General features: G+C 36.8%; 20 protein-coding genes. 12 read left to right on the top strand and 8 right to left on the bottom strand.

Going from position 1 to position 18771, the window contains the following annotated elements; translation table 11 throughout:
- Positions 1–148: 148 nt before the first annotated feature.
- The 8 genes from C8N46_RS00200 to C8N46_RS00240 all read left to right on the top strand — a co-directional run bounded on the left by C8N46_RS00200 (position 149) and on the right by C8N46_RS00240 (position 8657).
- Positions 149–715: an anthranilate synthase component II gene (locus C8N46_RS00200; protein WP_108112848.1), complete on the top strand. Its 567-nt coding sequence runs from the start codon at positions 149–151 to the stop codon at positions 713–715.
- A gap of 374 nt (positions 716–1089) precedes the next feature.
- Positions 1090–2082 (top strand): anthranilate phosphoribosyltransferase, encoded by a 993-nt coding sequence (gene trpD, locus C8N46_RS00210; RefSeq protein WP_108112849.1) that lies wholly within the window; start codon positions 1090–1092, stop codon positions 2080–2082.
- 112 nt (positions 2083–2194) lie between these two features.
- On the top strand, positions 2195–2986 hold the full coding sequence (gene trpC / locus C8N46_RS00215; protein WP_108113559.1) for an indole-3-glycerol phosphate synthase TrpC: 792 nt from the start codon (positions 2195–2197) through the stop codon (positions 2984–2986).
- 89 nt (positions 2987–3075) lie between these two features.
- Positions 3076–3756, top strand: a complete 681-nt coding sequence (locus C8N46_RS00220; RefSeq protein ID WP_245896660.1) for a phosphoribosylanthranilate isomerase — start codon at positions 3076–3078, stop codon at positions 3754–3756.
- 161 nt (positions 3757–3917) lie between these two features.
- Positions 3918–5105, top strand: a complete 1188-nt coding sequence (gene trpB / locus C8N46_RS00225) for a tryptophan synthase subunit beta (protein ID WP_108112851.1) — start codon at positions 3918–3920, stop codon at positions 5103–5105.
- 134 nt (positions 5106–5239) lie between these two features.
- Positions 5240–6007, top strand: coding sequence for a tryptophan synthase subunit alpha (gene trpA / locus C8N46_RS00230; protein WP_108112852.1), 768 nt, complete (start codon positions 5240–5242; stop codon positions 6005–6007).
- A 283-nt stretch (positions 6008–6290) separates the two neighbouring features.
- Entirely contained in the window at positions 6291–8069 is a 1779-nt protein-coding gene (locus C8N46_RS00235) for a DUF885 domain-containing protein (protein WP_108112853.1), read from the top strand.
- Positions 8070–8150: 81 nt separating this feature from the next.
- A complete protein-coding gene (locus tag C8N46_RS00240; protein ID WP_108112854.1) occupies positions 8151–8657 on the top strand; it encodes a hypothetical protein in 507 nt (168 codons plus the stop codon).
- Here C8N46_RS00240 and C8N46_RS00245 read toward each other — a convergent pair.
- The 4 genes from C8N46_RS00245 to C8N46_RS00260 are packed head-to-tail and all read right to left on the bottom strand — an operon-like array spanning position 8654 to position 11565.
- Entirely contained in the window at positions 8654–9376 is a 723-nt protein-coding gene (locus C8N46_RS00245; protein WP_108112855.1) for a uracil-DNA glycosylase family protein, read from the bottom strand. The two genes, C8N46_RS00240 and C8N46_RS00245, sit on opposite strands and share 4 nt — an antisense overlap.
- An 8-nt stretch (positions 9377–9384) precedes the next feature.
- Entirely contained in the window at positions 9385–10116 is a 732-nt protein-coding gene (locus C8N46_RS00250) for a hypothetical protein (RefSeq protein WP_146169683.1), read from the bottom strand.
- A 4-nt stretch (positions 10117–10120) separates the two neighbouring features.
- On the bottom strand, positions 10121–10879 hold the full coding sequence (yaaA, locus tag C8N46_RS00255) for a peroxide stress protein YaaA (protein WP_108112857.1): 759 nt from the start codon (positions 10877–10879) through the stop codon (positions 10121–10123).
- 29 nt (positions 10880–10908) lie between these two features.
- The gene (locus C8N46_RS00260) at positions 10909–11565 is read right to left on the bottom strand and encodes a VOC family protein (RefSeq protein WP_108112858.1); all 657 of its coding nucleotides are present in this window, start codon (positions 11563–11565) and stop codon (positions 10909–10911) included.
- 167 nt (positions 11566–11732) lie between these two features.
- On the opposite strand from C8N46_RS00260, the gene C8N46_RS00265 reads away from it, so the two are divergent.
- Positions 11733–12287 carry a hypothetical protein gene (locus C8N46_RS00265; RefSeq protein WP_108112859.1) on the top strand — a complete coding sequence of 185 codons (555 nt, stop codon included), beginning with the start codon at positions 11733–11735 and terminating at the stop codon, positions 12285–12287.
- Positions 12288–12450: 163 nt separating this feature from the next.
- Complete coding sequence (locus tag C8N46_RS00270) at positions 12451–12891, top strand: hypothetical protein (RefSeq protein ID WP_108112860.1); 441 nt, start codon at positions 12451–12453, stop codon at positions 12889–12891.
- A 145-nt stretch (positions 12892–13036) separates the two neighbouring features.
- Here the strand turns inward: C8N46_RS00270 and C8N46_RS00275 are convergent, their stop codons facing one another.
- The gene (locus C8N46_RS00275; RefSeq protein ID WP_108112861.1) at positions 13037–14077 is read right to left on the bottom strand and encodes an RluA family pseudouridine synthase; all 1041 of its coding nucleotides are present in this window, start codon (positions 14075–14077) and stop codon (positions 13037–13039) included.
- A complete protein-coding gene (locus C8N46_RS00280) occupies positions 14064–14660 on the bottom strand; it encodes a PASTA domain-containing protein (RefSeq protein ID WP_108112862.1) in 597 nt (198 codons plus the stop codon). Before C8N46_RS00280 ends, C8N46_RS00275 begins: the two co-directional genes overlap by 14 nt.
- A gap of 163 nt (positions 14661–14823) precedes the next feature.
- Between C8N46_RS00280 and C8N46_RS00285 the strand changes: the two genes are divergently transcribed.
- Both C8N46_RS00285 and coaD read left to right on the top strand, forming a co-directional pair.
- Positions 14824–15804 (top strand): D-alanine--D-alanine ligase, encoded by a 981-nt coding sequence (locus C8N46_RS00285; RefSeq protein WP_108112863.1) that lies wholly within the window; start codon positions 14824–14826, stop codon positions 15802–15804.
- Between the two features lie 35 nt (positions 15805–15839).
- Complete coding sequence (gene coaD, locus C8N46_RS00290) at positions 15840–16292, top strand: pantetheine-phosphate adenylyltransferase (RefSeq protein WP_108112864.1); 453 nt, start codon at positions 15840–15842, stop codon at positions 16290–16292.
- 117 nt (positions 16293–16409) lie between these two features.
- On the opposite strand, the gene murB is transcribed toward coaD, so the two are convergent.
- Complete coding sequence (gene murB, locus C8N46_RS00295) at positions 16410–17426, bottom strand: UDP-N-acetylmuramate dehydrogenase (protein ID WP_108113560.1); 1017 nt, start codon at positions 17424–17426, stop codon at positions 16410–16412.
- A gap of 8 nt (positions 17427–17434) precedes the next feature.
- On the bottom strand, positions 17435–18625 hold the full coding sequence (locus tag C8N46_RS00300; RefSeq protein WP_108112865.1) for a pyridoxal phosphate-dependent aminotransferase: 1191 nt from the start codon (positions 18623–18625) through the stop codon (positions 17435–17437).
- Positions 18626–18771 lie beyond the last annotated feature (146 nt).

Raw genomic sequence — 18771 nt, forward strand, 5'->3', positions numbered from 1 at the left:
ACTCAAAAGAAAACATTGGTACATTTTCAAATTATCAAATTGTTACATTAAAAAACGTCACTTCGAGTATTTTTCTGAAAGAAAAATGTATCGAGAAGGACTATGAAACTAAAAAAAAGCAACAGCCAAAGGCTAAAAGCAAAAACAAATGAAAAAAGTATTAGTCATAGACAATTACGACAGCTTCACCTACAATCTTGTCCATTATTTGGAAGATTTGGAGTGTGATGTCACGGTCAAAAGAAACGACCAATTATCGCTAGAAGAAGTTGCAGCGTATGAAAAAATCATTCTTTCGCCAGGACCAGGAATTCCAGATGAAGCAGGTTTGCTAAAGCCAATCATTGAAAAATACGCGGCAACCAAAAGTATTTTGGGTGTGTGTTTGGGACAGCAAGCGATTGGAGAAGTTTTTGGAGGTTCGCTTACCAATTTAGAACAAGTATATCACGGCGTTGCGACAAAAGTGAACGTTACTGTGGATGATGAATCTTTATTTAAAGATTTACCAGAAACTTTTGACGTGGGACGTTACCATTCGTGGATTGTCGCAAGTCCGCTTCCAGAAACCCTAGAAGCAACTTCGTATGATGAAAACGGACAAATCATGTCGTTGCGCCATAAAGAATACGATGTGCGTGCTGTGCAATACCATCCAGAATCGGTACTCACGCCACATGGAAAACAGATACTTGAAAATTGGGTGCGTAGTTAGGAATGTTGAATGTTGAATGTTGAATGTTGAATGTTGAATGTTGAATGTTGAATGTTGAATGTTGAATGTTGAATGTTGAATGTTGAATGTTGAATGTTGAATGTTGAATGTTGAATGTTGAATGTTGAATAAAAATTATAAACTCAAAAGAAAACATTGGTACATTTTCAAATTATCAAATTGTTACATTAAAAAACGTCACTTCGAGTGTTTTTCTGAAAGAAAAATGTATCGAGAAGTACTATGAAACAAAAAAATAATCATAAAAAGTCAAAGTCTCTGAGAAACCATCTCAATACTCAATACTAAGAAAAAACAACCATAAAACTTGAAGCATTCAATCATTAAATGTTTCAATCTTTTAATCAAAATACATGAAAAAACTATTAAACAGACTCATCAACCACGAAAGCATCTCAGAAGAAGAAGCCAAACAAGTCTTAGTCAATATTTCGAAAGACATGTACAATCCCAGTCAGATTGCTTCTTTTCTAACCGTTTTTATGATGCGAAGCGTTACACTGGAAGAGCTCAAAGGTTTCCGAGACGCGTTATTGGAATTATGCATTCCTGTAGATTTATCAGCGTATAATGCCATTGATTTATGCGGAACTGGCGGCGACGGAAAAGACACGTTTAATATTTCAACCTTGGCATCATTCATCACGGCTGGAGCTGGCGTACATGTTGCCAAACACGGAAACTACGGTGTTTCTTCGGTCAGCGGTTCATCAAACGTAATGGAACATTTAGGTATCAAATTTACTAGTGATGTTGATTTCTTAGAGAAATGTATAGAGCATGCAGGCATTTGTGTCTTACACGCACCATTATTTCATCCAGCTATGAAAAATGTAGCACCCATTCGACGTGAATTAGGAGTGAAAACGTTCTTTAATATGTTAGGTCCAATGGTAAATCCAGCGTTTCCTAAAAACCAAATGGTGGGTGTTTTCAACTTAGAATTGGCGCGTATGTATGGCTATTTATATCAAAATACTGATAAAAACTATACCATTTTGCACGCATTAGACGGTTACGATGAAATTTCACTAACAGGAGCTACCAAAGCGATCAGAAACCATTCGGAAGAAATGCTAACTGCGGCCGATTTCGGCGTTCCACAACATACACAAGCAGACATTTACGGCGGCGATTCGGTAGCGTCTGCCGCAAAAATATTTACAGATATATTAGAAGGCAACGGAACCAATCCGCAGAACAATGTCGTGTGTGCCAATGCAGGAATGGCAATTGCCACCGTAAAAGGTTTGGATGCAAAAGAAGGTTTTGAAATTGCCAAAGAATCCTTGCAATCTGGGAAAGCATTAAACGTGTTAAAAACATTGCAGGAATTAAGTAGATAGTTATCGTCATGCGGAACCCTATGCTCAACTTGATTGGGTATTGATTCAGCATCACACAAAAAGAGAAAAGTAGATTCCTGCCTGCGCAGGAATGACAAAAAGAAATATTGAGATGACCATTTTAGACAAAATTATAGCAGATAAATACAAAGAAGTTTCACTTAAAAAAAGCATCGTACCCATGTCGTTTTTGGAGCGTTCGGCATTATTCGGTCGTGAAACTTCTTCTTTATCTGCGGCGTTGAGAGCGAGTGACACAGGAATTATTGCCGAATTCAAACGTCGTTCGCCATCCAAGGCAGTTATCAACCAAAGTGCCAGTATGTACGATGTGGCTTCAGGCTATGAAAAGGCAGGTGTTTGTGGCATGTCGGTATTGACCGACGGAACATATTTTGGCGGCTCGCTTGATGATGTTTTGTTAGCTAGAGCAAGTGTCCAAATGCCCATTTTACGTAAAGAATTTATCATAGATGAATATCAAATTATAGAAGCCAAATCGTATGGTGCAGATGTAATTTTGCTTATCGCAGCTGTATTGACACGTGAAGAAATCAAAACGTTTTCTGAAACAGCAAAAAGTCTCGGGTTGGATGTCTTGCTCGAAGTCCACAATTTGGAAGAATTGCAAAAATCCATCATGCCGTCGTTGGACATGTTAGGTGTAAACAACAGAAACTTAAAAACCTTTGAAGTCAGTACCGATATCAGCAAAGAACTTTCGGTACATATTCCTGATGATTTTGTAAAAGTATCGGAAAGTGGCATCAGTTCTGTGGAAGCTATTAAAGACTTACGCCCGTATGGTTATCAAGGTTTCCTAATTGGTGAAAATTTTATGAAAACGGACAATCCAGGTAACAGTGCGTTGGAGTTTATTGGGGAATTAGGTCTTGGGTGTTAGATGTTAGGTGTTAGTAATTAATCGTTCAATCTTTTAATCTTTTAATTTTTAATCATGTAATGAAAAACTTGAAACTCAAAATATGCGGAATGAAATACGAAGACAATATAACAGCTGTAAGTCACTTACTGCCTGACTATTTGGGTTTTATATTTTACAGAAAATCGTCACGCTTTTTCGAGACCGTCATTCCTGAGATTCCAAAAGAAATAAAGAAAACTGGGGTTTTTGTAAATGCTTCTGTCGAAGAAATCATCAAAAAAGTCACCTTATACGATTTACAAGCGATACAATTACATGGAAGTGAAAGTCCTGAATTTTGTGAAGAATTGAAAAAAGCATGTCACATCGAGCGCAGTCGAGATGCACATGATAAGATGCGGAATCAAGTTCAGCATGATGATTTCAATTTGCACGTTGCGCCAATTGAAATCATCAACGTATTTTCAATAAAAGACGAATTTGACTTTGCTACTTTGCAACCATACGAGCCTTTTGTAGACTATTTTTTGTTTGATACGAAAGGAAAATTACCTGGCGGAAATGGTGTTGCGTTTGATTGGACGGTTTTGGAAAACTATCCGTCTACCAAACCATTTTTCTTGAGTGGCGGCATTGGACTGGAAACTATCACAAAATTGAACGATTTTATGAAAAGTAATGCGTCAACATATTGTTATGCGTTGGATGTAAATAGTAAATTTGAAATCGTTCCAGGATTGAAGCATATTGAAGATTTGAAAGTTTTTAAAGAAGAAATTAATTGTTAGCTGCTTTATGAGAGCCTGAATCAAGTTCAGGCTGACATAAGAAAACAAAATATCATCACGCTGAACCTTGTACTCAACTTGATTGGGTATCGACTCAGCATCACACAAGAAAAACACATAAAAGTTTCCCGATTGCTCGGGAATAAAAATTGAAAATTTTTATGAAAAAAACCTATCACGTAAATGAAAAAGGATACTACGGCACATTTGGTGGCGCGTATATTCCTGAAATGCTGTATCCAAATGTGGAAGAGTTGCGTCAACAATATTTGGAGATTATGTATGAAGATTCTTTTCAAAAAGAATTCAAACAGTTGTTGAAGGATTACGTTGGTCGTCCGTCTCCGCTGTTTTACGCCGAACGCTTATCTGCCAAATACAATACAAAAATTTATCTCAAAAGAGAAGATTTAAACCATACAGGCGCACACAAAGTCAACAATACCATCGGACAAATTTTGATGGCAAAACGACTTGGAAAAACACGAATTATTGCCGAAACAGGCGCAGGACAACATGGCGTCGCAACTGCCACAGTCTGCGCGCTCATGGGCATGGAATGTATTGTATATATGGGCGAAATTGACATTGCACGACAAGCTCCGAATGTAGCCCGTATGAAAATGTTGGGCGCTGAGGTGCGTGCCGCAAAATCAGGCAGTAGAACGTTAAAAGATGCTACTAATGAAGCCATTCGCGATTGGATTAGCAATCCTGTAGATACCCATTACATCATCGGTTCGGTGGTAGGGCCGCATCCGTATCCAGACATGGTAGCGCGTTTTCAAGCGGTAATTTCGGAAGAAATTGAATGGCAATTGCAAGAAAAAGAAGGTCGCTCCTACCCTGATCATGTAATTGCGTGTGTTGGCGGTGGAAGTAATGCCGCAGGTGCTTTTTATCAATATTTAGATGATGAACGTGTAAATTTAATCGCGGTGGAAGCAGCTGGAAAAGGAATTCACTCCGGAGAAAGTGCGGCAACTTCTGCGTTGGGCGAAGACGGAATCATTCACGGAAGTAGAACCTTGTTAATGCAAACCAAAGACGGACAAATTACAGAGCCGTATTCTATTTCTGCGGGATTGGATTATCCTGGCGTTGGTCCCATGCACGCACATTTATACGAAAGCAAACGCGCGGAATTCATTTCCATTACCGACGACGAAGCCATGACCGCAGGATTGGAATTATCGCAACTCGAAGGAATCATTCCAGCCATAGAAACTTCGCACGCACTGGCGGTTTTTGATACGAGAAAATTCAAGGAAGACGATATTGTAGTGTTGAATCTCTCTGGTCGTGGTGATAAAGATTTGAATACGTATATTGATTATTTTAAACTTTAGTAATGAGTTATGAGCATTGAGGTTTTAGACAAAACTAGAGCAATATCAATACTAACAACTCAATTCTCAATACTATTGAAAACTCAGACTATAAAGATTCCTGCGCAGGCAGGAATTCAAAAATAAATTTTTGAATGAACAGAATAAACCAAAAATTACAAGAAGATAAAAAACTACTCTCCATTTACTTTACGGCGGGCTATCCGAGTTTGAATGATACGGCTGGCGTGATTGAAGATTTGGAAAAAAGTGGTGTGGATATGATTGAAATTGGCTTGCCATTTAGCGATCCGTTGGCGGATGGACCAACCATTCAAGAGAGTTCTACGAAAGCATTGGAAAACGGAATGACGAGCGAATTGTTGTTTGAGCAAATTGCCAATATTCGTGAAACAGTTTCCATTCCGCTGATTATTATGGGCTATTTGAATCCGATGATGCAATACGGAATTGAAGCGTTTTGCTCCAAATGCAAGGAAGTCGGTATTGACGGATTGATTATTCCAGACATGCCTGTGGATGTGTATCACGAGCAATACCAAGCGATTTTTGAAAAATACGGTTTGCTTAATGTGTTTTTAATCACGCCGCAAACTTCGGAAGAACGCATCCGATTTATCGACAGTATTTCTAACGGATTTATCTATATGGTAAGTTCGGCAGGAACGACAGGTGCAAAAAATAGCTTTGGAAATGCACAAGAAACCTATTTTGACCGCATTGGGAATATGAATTTGAAAAATCCTCAAATTGTCGGTTTTGGAATTTCCAATCATGAAACGTTTATGCAAGCTACGAAGAAGGCTAAAGGTGCGATTATTGGAAGTGCATTTATCAAACATCTTACTAAAAATGGTACGGAAAGTATCAAAGAATTTGTGGATATGGTGCTGGATAAGTAATGTAGTGTATAGGTTTAAGTTTTATACTCACATATTGTTTGTCATTTCTGCGACTTGTACTGAGCTTGTCGAGGTAAGGCAAGAATCCTTGTGGCTTCATAATGGATTTCGCAACAAGTGCGAAGTGACAATCTTTAAAATGCTATCATTTTTCACGTATTAGCTGAAGTATCTCTCTTTTAGGATAAGTCCATTGATTTTGCTTTTGTTAAATCCTTCCAAATGACGTTTCTAATCTTTTAAAAAACACTATTTTTAAACCTCACTAATCCAAATCAAACACATGAAAAAAATCGTATTACTACTTGCGTTTCTAACCTTGATTTCTTGCGGAAGCGACGAAAAAAAGGAAATTCCTAAAAGTGAATTTTCGTTTGCGGGCGTTTTAGAAGCGTATCACGACCAAAGTTTAGCACTAAATCCTATCAATGCGACGGCAGCTGGCGATACACGCTATAACGACCAGTTTCCGAATTTTTTATCGGATGAATATCAAGACAAATTAAAAGCACATTACCACAAATTTAGAGATACGCTACAGAATTTTGACGATACCAATCTCACCGAAAGTGAGCAAATGAGCAAAGATATTTTGTATTGGGAATGCGATATGAATTTGAGAGGATTGAGTTTTCAAAACAGTCGCTTGTTGCCGATTGATCAAATGTGGTCAATTAATTTAGTAGTGGGACAATTTGCAAGTGGCACTTCTGCACAACCTTTTAATACTGAGGAAGATTACGAAAATTGGCTCAAACGTTTGGAAGGTTTTAATACTTGGTTGCAAACCGCAAAAACCAATATGCAAGAAGGGATTGAAGAAGGTTTTGTATTGCCTAAATCATTAATTAAAAAGGTGATTCCGCAATTTGAAGTGTTGGCGACAACTCCATTGAATACACATTTATTTTATGCGCCCATCAACAATTTTCCTGCTGATTTTACAAGCGAAGCTAAAGACAAACTCACCAAAGCGTATACTACTTTTTTAACAGAAACCTTAGTGCCATCTTTTAATGAAATGTATCAATTTTTAAAGACGGATTACCTCAACGCAGGTAGAGAAAGTAGCGGAATTGCAGATACACCTTACGGAGATGCGTATTACGAATATTCCATCAAAAAATATACAACTACCGACATGACTGCCGATGAAATTCACGAATTAGGTTTGCAAGAAGTAGCGCGAATTTTAAGCGAAATGGAAAAAGTGAAACAGCAAGTTGGTTTCAAAGGCGATATAAAGTCGTTTTTTAATGATGTGCGAAAAAATAAAAACTTGATGCCGTATTCAGAACCACAACAAATTATTGACAATTTCAACGCGATTCATGACAAAATGCAACCGCAAATCAATCAATTGTTTGATGTAAAACCAAAAACGCCTTTTGAAGTGAGACGTACGGAAGCTTTTCGAGAAGCTTCTGCGAGTGCAGAATACAATCCGGGTTCGTTAGATGGTACACGACCGGGCATTTTTTACGTTCCCATTCCTGATGCGGCAAGCTATAATGTGTTTTCGGATGAAGCGTTGTTTTTGCACGAAGCGATTCCGGGACACCATTATCAAATTTCGTTAACGCAAGAAAATGAAGCCTTACCAGATTTTAGAAAAACATTGTGGTACAGCGCGTATGGCGAAGGTTGGGCATTGTACACGGAATCGTTAGGAAAAGAATTAGGTTTGTATACGGATCCGTATCAATATTTTGGAATGTTGAGTGCCGAAATGCACCGCGCGATTCGTTTGGTGGTTGACACAGGATTGCACGCCAAAGGCTGGACCCGTGAACAAGCCATTCAGTATTCATTAGACAACGAAGCCGAAAGCGAAGCGAGTATTATTGCTGAAATTGAACGTTACATGGCAATGCCTGGACAAGCGTTGTCGTACAAAATTGGACAATTAAAAATTCGCGAATTGCGTACCAAAGCAGAAAAAGAATTGGGCGAAAACTTTGACATCAAACAGTTTCACAATCAAGTGTTGGAGACTGGTTGTGTTCCATTGCAATTGTTGGAAGATAAGATAAATGCTTGGATTGAGATGAAGAAGAAGTAAAAATTAAAAATTGGAAAAAAGAAAGCTTTAGTGTAAATAACTAAAGCTTTCTTTATATTTGATTATATTAAAACTTTTATTATGATACAAAAATTATGCACTATTACTTTGCTTTTGTGCGCTTTCGTAACAGTTCAAGCACAAGAATTCGAAATTCCTGATTACACATTAAAAAAAGCGGAAGATTACGCTAAATACGAAAAAGATGTCGTTGCTGCCACAAAATGGCTTATTCAGACACCTGTAAATTCACAAAAAAACAAGCGTACGATGGTACATGCTTTTTTGTTAAAATGGTTTGAAGGTACACCTAGTATTACTTTTGACATCAATGCTGAAATCGTTACTTTCATGGAAGAATCGCCTGAATCATTTATGATTTATTTATCAGGATGGGCATCGTATTGCATAGAAAATAAAGATTATAAAAATAGTTTACAGGGAAATGTTCAAGGAATTGAAAGTGTCATTGCTTTTTATGATGCTAATAAAAAAATTACAGGCAAAATAAAACCTATTGAACGCTATAAAAAATTAAAGAAAAAAGGAAAGCTAGAAGCGCATTTAAAATCAAAACTTAAGTCTTAAAAAAACTCCTTATACTGCATCACCCGAAAGTCAAAAGTTGTGAATTTCGGGTTTTGTTTTTTTAGCTTTTTATAGAGTGAAATGCTTCCAATAGCACGATTTGCCGCGCCTGAAGATGACGTTAAGGAAACGGTTTTTATCCATCTCGACTGCACTCGATGTGACAATGAATGTTTTGAAGAAGATTCTTGTTCAGCATGACGTCTTTTTTGAGCTAGACTCAAATCAAATTTATGAATTCTTGGAACTTCGTTGGAAACGACTTCTAGTTGTAATTTGTATTGCTTGATGTGTTTTCGGAAGAAATATTCAGGTCCGTTTTTAGAGTTTCCACCTGTAAATAATAACGTATGAATATTTGGAAACTTTTGTAAATATCCAATAACATCGCGTAATTGTATGTTTTGCATGCCCAAATCGGATGCATCAATTTTTTCGCGTTTACAGCTGTCTACAATGTCACAAACGCCGATTTTATGCTGTATTAAAAAGTCTTTTCGCTGGTCAATTGCTTCTTGTGAATTGTCGTAACGAAGTTTTAAATCATAAATTTCATCCAAAAACAACCATAAGGAATTGTAATAACTTCCATAGCAGAAATCCACATCTTTTTCGAGTAAATCACCTGTAGAAAATCGCGGCGGCGGCAAAGTTCCTACAATAAGTTTCTCAGTATCATCGTGAATAAAAGGTGCGTATGGATGCTTGTGAAAAAACATAAAATGAGTTACTGTAGTTCCGCTCTAAATTTTTTCACTTCTTGAACCACAGGACGATACATTCTTTTGTTATGGTTGGACATGTGTTCTGATTCTGCAATAATTTCGTCTAATATTTCAATAGCAGCGGCACTTTTTCCATTACGTTCGTAAAACTTCGCTAAGACCAATCGTTCTGCATAATTAGAATACCGCTGATCTATCGTTTTCAGATTTTCTTCTGCTTCTTCTGTGCGTCCGACTGCATCTAGCGCCAATCCATAAACATATTGTGCTTTTGAGTTTTTAAATTCCTGTTTGTTTTTAACTTTCGCTGCAAGTTGAATGACTTCTTCATACTGTTCTAAATAATAATTCGAACTAATCAGTTGCGATATCACATAAAAATCATTTTGAAAATTTCCCTTCAAAACGGCACTGTAGTGTGTGCTCGCCTCTTCAAAGTTTCCATTTTCAAAATGCGCATCGGCAAGTGCTACTCTGTTTTGAAATGTATCTGCAAAAGCCAATCGTTTTTCAGCATCTTTTACTTTTTTTGAAGGAATAATCGCTGTAGCAATTTCATCTGTAACTTTTTCAATATCAGCTTTGTTAAATACTTGCGTGATGAGATAAATTATCGCGCCAACTAACGGAAGCATTAATATTAATAAATACCAAAAGTAGTCTTTCCTGTTTTTGTATGCGTGATACAAACAGAATAGTTGTAATATCAATACAGGAGTAAAAAATCGAATCATTTAGTTATCGTGTAAATACCAATTCATTTCCGCTTGAAAGTTCTTCGCTGTAGCCATATCCTTCGTAATCAAATCCTTTTAAATCGTCGAGCGTTTTAGCATCTTTTTCAATAATATAACGTGTCATGTAGCCTCTTGCCAATTTCGCGTAGGTCATGATGGTTTTGTACTTTCCGTTCTTAAAATCTTTAAAAACGGGCGTAATTACAGGAACTTTCAATGCTTTTGCATCGACTGCTTTGTAATATTCATTGCTGGCTAAATTCACAAACAATTCATCATCTTCCAATTCGTCATTGAGTTGTGTTGTGATTTTCTTTTGCCAGAATTCGTACAGGTTTTTATTTTTCCCGACAGGTAATTTTGTGCCCATTTCCAAACGATAGGGTTGCATTAAATCCAACGGTTTTAACAATCCGTATTGCCCTGAAAGAATGCGCAAGGTATGTTGAAGCGTATCAATTTTATCTTCAGGAAGTGTAAACGCATCCAATCCTTGAAATACTTGTCCGCTAAACGTGTAAATACTCGGACGCGCGTTTTCAGTGGTAAATGGCAATTCCCATTCTTGGTTTCGCTGATAGTTTAAATCTGCCAAAGAATCAGAAATATTCATCAAGGTTGATAATTGCTTGCGCGATTTTTTCTTTAAAATTTTACTCAATTGTTCCGCTTCTTTTAAAAAACAAGCTTCCGTATGTTTTTGGGTTGGAAGACTACTTTCTAAATCTAAAGACTTTGCAGGAGATATGACTATTTTCATGTTTCAATTTCTTTTTTTGAGTGTTAAAATTACGGTTTTTTGGCGACTATATTTCCGTTTACAAACGCAAAATTATAATCACCTGTAATATGAAAATCAGCAGGAAATGCTTCTTCTAAAGTCGGATACCATTTTTTCTTGGTGTGATTTACCAAAATGAACAACCCTTCTGGAGTTCCCAAAGCGCAAAATTTATCAAAATCACCATCATATACTTCAATCGGACGCATGTCATTAATTTGATGATAGATGGCTTTATTATCTGTAGAAACGATGCCAATTTCGCTAATGCTTAACAAATCTGCCGTCGAAAACGGATGCGTATTCACCACGTCTAAGTCTTTTCGCGCGATGAATTCGACAATATTTCGGTCTTTATCATAAAAATACAAGGCTTCTGCGTTCCATCCAGAAAAATCAGCAATTGGTTCGCCATCACACCATAAAATATCGGTACGCTTTTGAATCCATTGCAACGCTTGTTGAATTTTATATGAAGAAATATTAATGGCAAAATGTGCTTGCCGACTACGATTCGATTTTACAAACGTGAGCGAAGAAACACCCAATTTTACCGTAAATTTTTCCGCGTTTGCAGCTACCAAAGGCAATTCTAACACCTGAGTGTAAAAATGCTGCTGTGCTTCTAAATTTGTAGTAAAAAGAGTGAGTTCGCCAATTTTCATAGTTTAAAAATACTATAATTTCATGAGCTACAATAACGATTCAAACAGTTATCATTTATAGAAAAATAGACATTGCTTATCATTTGAAAACGAAGTAATTCCACAACTTTAACGTTTCAATAACAACTTTACGGACAAATTTTCGGAACTTATAAAAAAGTTATTTTATGAAAATAAAGTCCAACGCTTTGCCACAAGAACACGATTCGCCTCATTATGAGGTCAATCGACAGTTTTGTGAAGATTTTGAGCGATATGTTGCTACTAAAAACGGCAACGTAAAAGGCAGTTATAATGCGTGGTCTTTTCTCGTTTCTGGAAAAATTGAAGGCAAAAAGCCATGGACAATTAAATACAAAAAAGCGACATTTTCAGGTGCTCCTACAATTTTATGGCGTTCTACAAAATCGCAAAGCATATTTACGTCTGTTACTTGGACTTGCGAAGCCATCAATACGAGCAATTCTAAAATTTTTATCCGAAAAAAAAGAGCCGCAGACCGTTTCAATCCACGATTTAAGCAATTTAAGCATTACAAACGTTACGTCATTAAATCGAATACAAAAGAAACGGAATTACTTTGTCAGGTTTTTGATATTTTGAGATCGCTTTTCGTTTCTGAGGAAATTTACCGACTTCAAATTAAAAACAATAAAATCATCATTGAATTGCGATGTGAAGTCCATTATTTTAAGATTTTGGATAAGCTTCTTGAACTTTAGTTTTTGTTGTTTGTTGTTCGTGGTTTCATGAATAAATTTGTAAACCGACGAAAAAATCTCAACTCCAACACCCAACACCCAACACCCAACACCTAACACCTAACACCTAACACCTAACACCTAACAAAAAAACACTATCTTGCAGCCCTAAAAATTTGAACGTATGAAATTATTGAAATCCGTAGATAAAGTATTGGCACGTATGGGAAGTTCCAAAGCTACTGAACGTGCATATAACGAACCTTTAACCGCAGAAATGATACAACAAATTCCAGGAGAGCAACTAGGCGTTTCCGAAGCTGGTGGTATTTGGGCTGGAATTCAAGAATTGAATGGATATGTATTTATGGAATTGATTATTTTAGATACAACCAAAATCAAGACGTTTAAAGGCGTTACAGTCACTTTTTCAGGCGAAAATGAATTGAAGCTCGAATCGGATACGAAAGAAGTCAATTCTGAATTTTCAGATATCTTTAATCGTTGGTTAACGCAAATTAGCGTAGAAATTTCAAAGAAAAAGTTAAACTTCATCAAGAAGAAAAAATACCATCAAATTCAACTCGGTTTTAAGAAGAAAACGCTTTTGTATGAAGTGAAGTAGTTGTTTGTGTTTTGTTCTTTGTTTTTTGTGGTTTCGAAAGTAAAGTTACACACAACCGAAAAACATCTCAAAACTACTAATACCTAAAACCCAAAACCAAACACCTAAAACCTATCACCACATCGAGCGCAGTCGAGATGAAAACCTACATATCCACATGCTTGGCATAGTTGCGCCATTTTTCAATACATTCGGTCATGTCTTGTGGAACTTCTGAATCGAAACGCATCTTTTCTCCCGTTGTTGGATGCACAAAACCTAAGGTTTTTGCATGTAAAGCTTGACGCGGTAAAATTTTGAAACAGTTTTCTACAAATTGCTTGTATTTTGAAAAAGTGGTTCCTTTTAAAATGCGCTCGCCGCCATAACGTTCGTCGTTGAATAAAGTATGACCGATATGCTTCATGTGCACACGAATTTGATGCGTACGTCCTGTTTCTAATTGACACGAAACTAGCGTGACATAGCCAAATCGCTCAAGGACTTTGTAATGTGTTACCGCAGGTTTTCCTTTGTCAGCATCATCGCCCGTGTACACCGTGTTTTGAAGTCTGTTTTTAGGATGACGTCCAATATTTCCTTCTACCGTACCTTCATCTTCTTCCACATTTCCCCAAACTAGCGCGTAATACAAACGCTCTGACGTTTTATCAAAAAATTGTTTTGCCAAGTGCGTCATGGCTTCTTCTGTTTTGGCAACAACCAACAATCCGCTCGTATCTTTGTCAATTCTGTGTACCAATCCTGGACGTTCGTTGGAGTTTTTTGGCAAATTATCAAAATGATAAATCAGCGCGTTAATCAAGGTTCCTGAGTAGTTTCCATGTCCTGGATGCACCACCATTCCCGCAGGTTTATTCACAACAAGTACATCATCATCTTCATACACTACATCAATCGGAATGTCTTCTCCCACCAACAAATGCTCGTACGGCGGATATTCAAACAATACTTTAATGACGTCGTTTCCTTTTACTTTGTAATTGGACTTTACAGGTTTGTCATTCACATAAATATTACCATCTTTTGCCGCTTGTTGAATTTTATTTCGGGTAGCACCTTCTATAAAATTCATCAAATATTTATCAACGCGCAACGGTTGCTGCCCTTTTTCGGCAGTAAATGAATAGTGTTCGTATAAATCGTCTGATTCGTCTTGTGGTAGTGGAAAATTATTCTCCTGCATTGTTATCGTTTTCGTCTGTATTGCTAGAACCTGGACGTTTTCCATTTCCTAAAATCAATTCGAGTTTGGACATTTTTGGAAGTCGGTCATTTGGCTGAATTGGTTTTCCATTGTGTTTTAAACCTAACACCATATCCTTTCCAATATTGTCTTTGTACGTTACTTTTTCCACCTCAAACCCGACAGCATTTAGGGTAGATTCTGCTGTTCTTCTCGTAATTTGAATCACGTACGGAATGGTCACTTCACGGTATTTTGACGGATTGATTTTTAAGTAGATTTTTCGTCCTTCTTTTACTTTATCTCCCGCATACGGATATTGCTCAATGATAGAATACGCGGGAAAATCGGGATTGTAATTTACGGTATCTTGCAATAAATAATTCAAGTCGTTTTCTTCAAGTTTTGCTTTGGCTTCTTCAAATGAAAGTTTTGCCAAATCAGGAACCGTTTTAAATTCGCCTTTATTGGTTGAATAATCAAGCCATTGTGTCATTAAAAAAACCAATACAATGATGATTCCGACAGCTATTCCTAATTGTTTTAAAAATACTTTTGACGTAAGAAACTTTAAAAAATCCATTTACAATCCGTTTTAAAAGACAAATATACATACTATTATTGAACTCGTCTCGACTTTTCCATCTCAAAAAAATACCGAGATTCTGCTACTTTTCTGCTTTGATTTGTCCACAAATACAGTTACTTTCGTTTAATAACGTTTATTTGAGTTATTTCTTATTGGAATGAAGAAAAATATTGCCATCATTATGGGCGGTTATTCTAGTGAATACGCCATTTCATTAAAAACGGGAAATGTTGTTTACAAACATTTAAACAAAGAATTATACAATGTCTTTAAAGTGCATATTTTTCTCGAAAAGTGGGTTTGTATGACCGATTTTGGCGAAGAGTTTCCTATTGATAAGAATGACTTTTCCGTGACTATCAATGCGGTTAAAATTACGTTCGACTGTGTGTTTAACGCCATTCACGGAACGCCAGGCGAAGATGGTTACATGCAAGGCTATTTAGATTTGTTGGGAATTCCGCATACGAGTTGTGGTATGTACCAAGCGGCATTGACTTTTAATAAACGTGATTTGCTAGCGACTTTGAAACCCTATGGTATTAAAAGTGCTACTTCTTACTATTTGAACGTGGGCGATGCTATTGACGAAACTGCTATTATTGAAACGGTTGGCTTGCCTTGTTTTGTAAAAGCGAACAAAGCAGGAAGCAGTTTTGGAGTCTCCAAAGTTCATGAAGTTTCCGAATTGCAAGAAGCAATTGCGGTCGCTTTAAAAGAAGATGATGAAGTCATTATTGAATCGTTTTTAGATGGTGTTGAAGTTTCTGTCGGTGTGATTAATTATAAAGGAAAAGTAACCGTGTTGCCAATTACAGAAATTGTGTCTGAAAATGACTTTTTTGATTACGAAGCGAAGTATTTAGGGAAATCACAAGAAATTACACCTGCACGAATTTCGGCAGAATTGACCGAGAAAGTTTCCAAAGTAGCCAAACATATTTATGAAGTATTAAAAATGGAAGGCTTTTCGCGAAGTGAATTTATTTTTAAAGATGACGAACCGTATTTGTTGGAAGTAAATACCGTACCAGGAATGACCGAAGAAAGTATTTTACCACAACAAGCAAAAGCCGCAGGAATTTCGTTAGAAGCACTCTTTGGAAATGCTGTTGCCTTAGCTTTGGCTAAAAAATAGTACCTTGTCAACGATTTTCATCTCAAATTAAGCACATGAAACGAGCTATTTTCCCAGGATCTTTCGATCCAATTACTTTAGGACATTATGATATTATCAAGCGTGGCATCCGATTGTTTGATGAAGTTATTGTCGCTATTGGCGTGAATTCTGCAAAAAAATACATGTTCAGTTTGGAACAACGCAAGCAATTTATTGAAGCTGCATTTAAAGACGAACCGCGTGTAAAAGTAGTTACGTATGAAGGTTTAACTGTTGATTTTTGCATGAAACACAAGGTAGATTTTATTCTGCGCGGACTTCGAAATCCCGCTGATTTTGAGTTTGAAAAAGCCATTGCACATACCAATCGTGATTTGGCACCTGTAGAAACTGTTTTTCTGTTAACTGCCGCAAAAACTTCCTATATCTCCTCTTCCATCGTTCGCGAAGTCATTCGCCATAATGGCGATTATACCTTGCTAGTTCCAGATTCGGTTCGAGTTTGATGTTGAATGTTGGATGTTGGATGTTGGATTTTGAAATTATAAAAAAGAAGTATCTAAAAGCGCAGCGGTCTAAGAGATTTCGCATTCGCAGAAACAAGTCTAAAAGCAACAGTGCATCTAAGAAATCACATTCACTTCCGCTTCAATCGCAATATTGAATTTTTCTAAAACGGTTTCTTGTATTTTTTTCGCTAAGGCTAAAATTTCCGATCCTTTGGCATTTCCGTAATTCACCAATACTAAGGCTTGATGCTTATGTACACCTGCATCTCCAAAGCGTTTTCCTTTAAATCCACATTGCTCAATGAGCCAACCTGCAGGCACTTTAATTTCCGTATCTGAAACGACATAATGCGGTGCATTGGGATAGTTTTTTTGTAAAGCTTCAAAGGCGGTTTTTAGAATTATCGGATTTTTAAAGAAACTTCCACTATTGCCAATTTCTTTCGGATTGGGAAGTTTTCGTTGACGAATCGCAATCACGGCATTACTCACATCTTTGATGGTCGGATTGGTTATGTTATTGCTTTCCAATTCTTGTTGAATGGCTCCGTAAGAGATATTCAATGAATGCTTACGCGAAGTCAATTCGAAAAAAACAGAAGTGATAATATAGTTGCCTTTCGCTTCGTTTTTAAAAATAGAATTTCGATATCCAAATTGGCAATCTTCTAATGTAAATACTTTTTCTTCTTGCGTTTTTATATCAATGGCGATGCAATGCGAAAAAACATCTTTCAATTCTACGCCATACGCACCAATATTCTGAATAGGAGACGTTCCTACATTTCCTGGAATGAGCGATAAGTTTTCAACGCCGCCGTAATTATTTTCCAAACACCACAATACAAATTCATGCCAATTTTCGCCAGCTTGAACTTCCACAATCACAGTTTCTGAAGAGGCAGCCACCACTTCTTTCCCTTTTAAATTGACATGCAATACAGGAGTTTCAACATCGCGAGTGAGGAGCATGTTACTACCGCCACCAAGTACAAAATAATCTTGAAATTCGGGTAATTTCAAAACTTCAATCAATTCCTTTTTGGTAGAAACTGAAATAAAATACTTCGCGTTGACATCGATGCCAAACGTGTTGAAATCTTTTAGCGAAACTTTATGTTGTATGGTGATTTGCAAAATTAAGCGTTGTAAGCTTTCAAAGCTTCTTTAAGTATTTTGATAGATTTTTTCAAACTATTTTCATTCAACACATACGCAATTCTAATTTGATTGAGTCCTGTGTTTGGTGTAGAGTAAAATCCTGCTGCTGGTGCAACCATAATGGTTTCGCCGTTGTAATCAAAGCTTTCCAACAACCACTTTGCAAAATCTTCTGCATTTTCAACAGGCAATTCTGCCACGCAATAAAAAGCACCTTTCGGATTTGCCACACGCACACCTTCAATTTCTTTCAATCCCGTGATAAGCGTATTACGTCTGCTTACATATTCTTCAATAACATCATCAAAATAACTTTGCGGTGTTTGTAAAGCAGCTTCACTGGCAATTTGGGCAAATGTTGGAGGCGACAAGCGCGCTTGCGCAAATTTCATCGCAGTTTCCATTACCTCTTTGTTTTTTGATATAATACAACCAATACGCGCTCCACACATGCTATAGCGTTTGGAAACAGAATCGACCATAATCGCATGTTGTTCCAAATTAGGTTCTTGCATAATGGAATAGTGCTGCACACCATCATAAGCGAATTCGCGATATACTTCATCCGCAATTAAAAATAAATCGTGTTTTTGTACAATTTTAGCCAGTTTTTGAATTTCTTCTTTGGTATATAAATAGCCTGTTGGATTTCCAGGATTGCAAATAAGAATTGCTTTTGTTTTTGGCGTGATTAATTTTTCAAATTCTTCAATTGGAGGCAACGCAAAATTGTTCTCTATCTTAGAAATTACAGGAACCACTTTTACGCCAGCAGCGACTGAAAAACCGTTGTAATTGGCATAAAAAGGCTCAGGGATTATCACTTCATCATCTACGTCCATTGTACTTCCAAAAGCAAATGCTAAGGCTTCACTTCCACCTGTTGTCACTATAATATCATCTGCATCTACTTCAATGTCATGCTTTGCATAATAATTGGCAATTTTTTTTCTATATTCTTCCGAACCGTCTGATTTTGTGTACGCCAATACATCTAACATGTGCACTTTTACAGCGTCCATTGCAATTTGCGGCGTTTTAATATCAGGTTGCCCAATGTTTAAGTGATATACTGTTTTTCCTTGTTTATAAGCCTTTTCAGCATACGGAACAAGTTTACGAATAGGCGATTGAGGCATTGCAATTCCTTTGTTGGAAATAGTTGGCATGATATACGATTTTTAGAGCTACAAAAATGCAAAATATATTTCAGAAATATAACGAATATGACATATTTTCAACAACGTTAAAAAAGAAGTATTTTTCGGAAAAAAGAAGGTTTTTTTGTATATTAGTTTGTTACCAAAACCCCTCA

It is taken from the genome of Kordia periserrulae (genome assembly GCF_003054265.1).
GTDB classification, from domain to species: Bacteria; Bacteroidota; Bacteroidia; order Flavobacteriales; family Flavobacteriaceae; genus Kordia; species Kordia periserrulae.

Excerpts from the sequence above, each read along its gene's own strand:
- trpD (WP_108112849.1), top strand. The coding sequence starts at position 1,090 with ATGAAAAAACTATTAAACAGACTCATCAACCACGAAAGCATCTCAGAA.
- C8N46_RS00280 (WP_108112862.1), bottom strand. The coding sequence starts at position 14,660 with ATGGATTTTTTAAAGTTTCTTACGTCAAAAGTATTTTTAAAACAATTA.
- C8N46_RS00240 (WP_108112854.1), top strand. The coding sequence starts at position 8,151 with ATGATACAAAAATTATGCACTATTACTTTGCTTTTGTGCGCTTTCGTA.
- C8N46_RS00200 (WP_108112848.1), top strand. The coding sequence starts at position 149 with ATGAAAAAAGTATTAGTCATAGACAATTACGACAGCTTCACCTACAAT.
- C8N46_RS00265 (WP_108112859.1), top strand. The coding sequence starts at position 11,733 with ATGAAAATAAAGTCCAACGCTTTGCCACAAGAACACGATTCGCCTCAT.
- C8N46_RS00275 (WP_108112861.1), bottom strand. The coding sequence starts at position 14,077 with ATGCAGGAGAATAATTTTCCACTACCACAAGACGAATCAGACGATTTA.
- C8N46_RS00260 (WP_108112858.1), bottom strand. The coding sequence starts at position 11,565 with ATGAAAATTGGCGAACTCACTCTTTTTACTACAAATTTAGAAGCACAG.
- C8N46_RS00270 (WP_108112860.1), top strand. The coding sequence starts at position 12,451 with ATGAAATTATTGAAATCCGTAGATAAAGTATTGGCACGTATGGGAAGT.
- coaD (WP_108112864.1), top strand. The coding sequence starts at position 15,840 with ATGAAACGAGCTATTTTCCCAGGATCTTTCGATCCAATTACTTTAGGA.
- yaaA (WP_108112857.1), bottom strand. The coding sequence starts at position 10,879 with ATGAAAATAGTCATATCTCCTGCAAAGTCTTTAGATTTAGAAAGTAGT.
- C8N46_RS00285 (WP_108112863.1), top strand. The coding sequence starts at position 14,824 with ATGAAGAAAAATATTGCCATCATTATGGGCGGTTATTCTAGTGAATAC.
- C8N46_RS00235 (WP_108112853.1), top strand. The coding sequence starts at position 6,291 with ATGAAAAAAATCGTATTACTACTTGCGTTTCTAACCTTGATTTCTTGC.
- C8N46_RS00245 (WP_108112855.1), bottom strand. The coding sequence starts at position 9,376 with ATGTTTTTTCACAAGCATCCATACGCACCTTTTATTCACGATGATACT.
- C8N46_RS00220 (WP_245896660.1), top strand. The coding sequence starts at position 3,076 with ATGAAATACGAAGACAATATAACAGCTGTAAGTCACTTACTGCCTGAC.
- trpB (WP_108112851.1), top strand. The coding sequence starts at position 3,918 with ATGAAAAAAACCTATCACGTAAATGAAAAAGGATACTACGGCACATTT.
- trpA (WP_108112852.1), top strand. The coding sequence starts at position 5,240 with ATGAACAGAATAAACCAAAAATTACAAGAAGATAAAAAACTACTCTCC.
- C8N46_RS00300 (WP_108112865.1), bottom strand. The coding sequence starts at position 18,625 with ATGCCAACTATTTCCAACAAAGGAATTGCAATGCCTCAATCGCCTATT.
- trpC (WP_108113559.1), top strand. The coding sequence starts at position 2,195 with ATGACCATTTTAGACAAAATTATAGCAGATAAATACAAAGAAGTTTCA.
- C8N46_RS00250 (WP_146169683.1), bottom strand. The coding sequence starts at position 10,116 with ATGATTCGATTTTTTACTCCTGTATTGATATTACAACTATTCTGTTTG.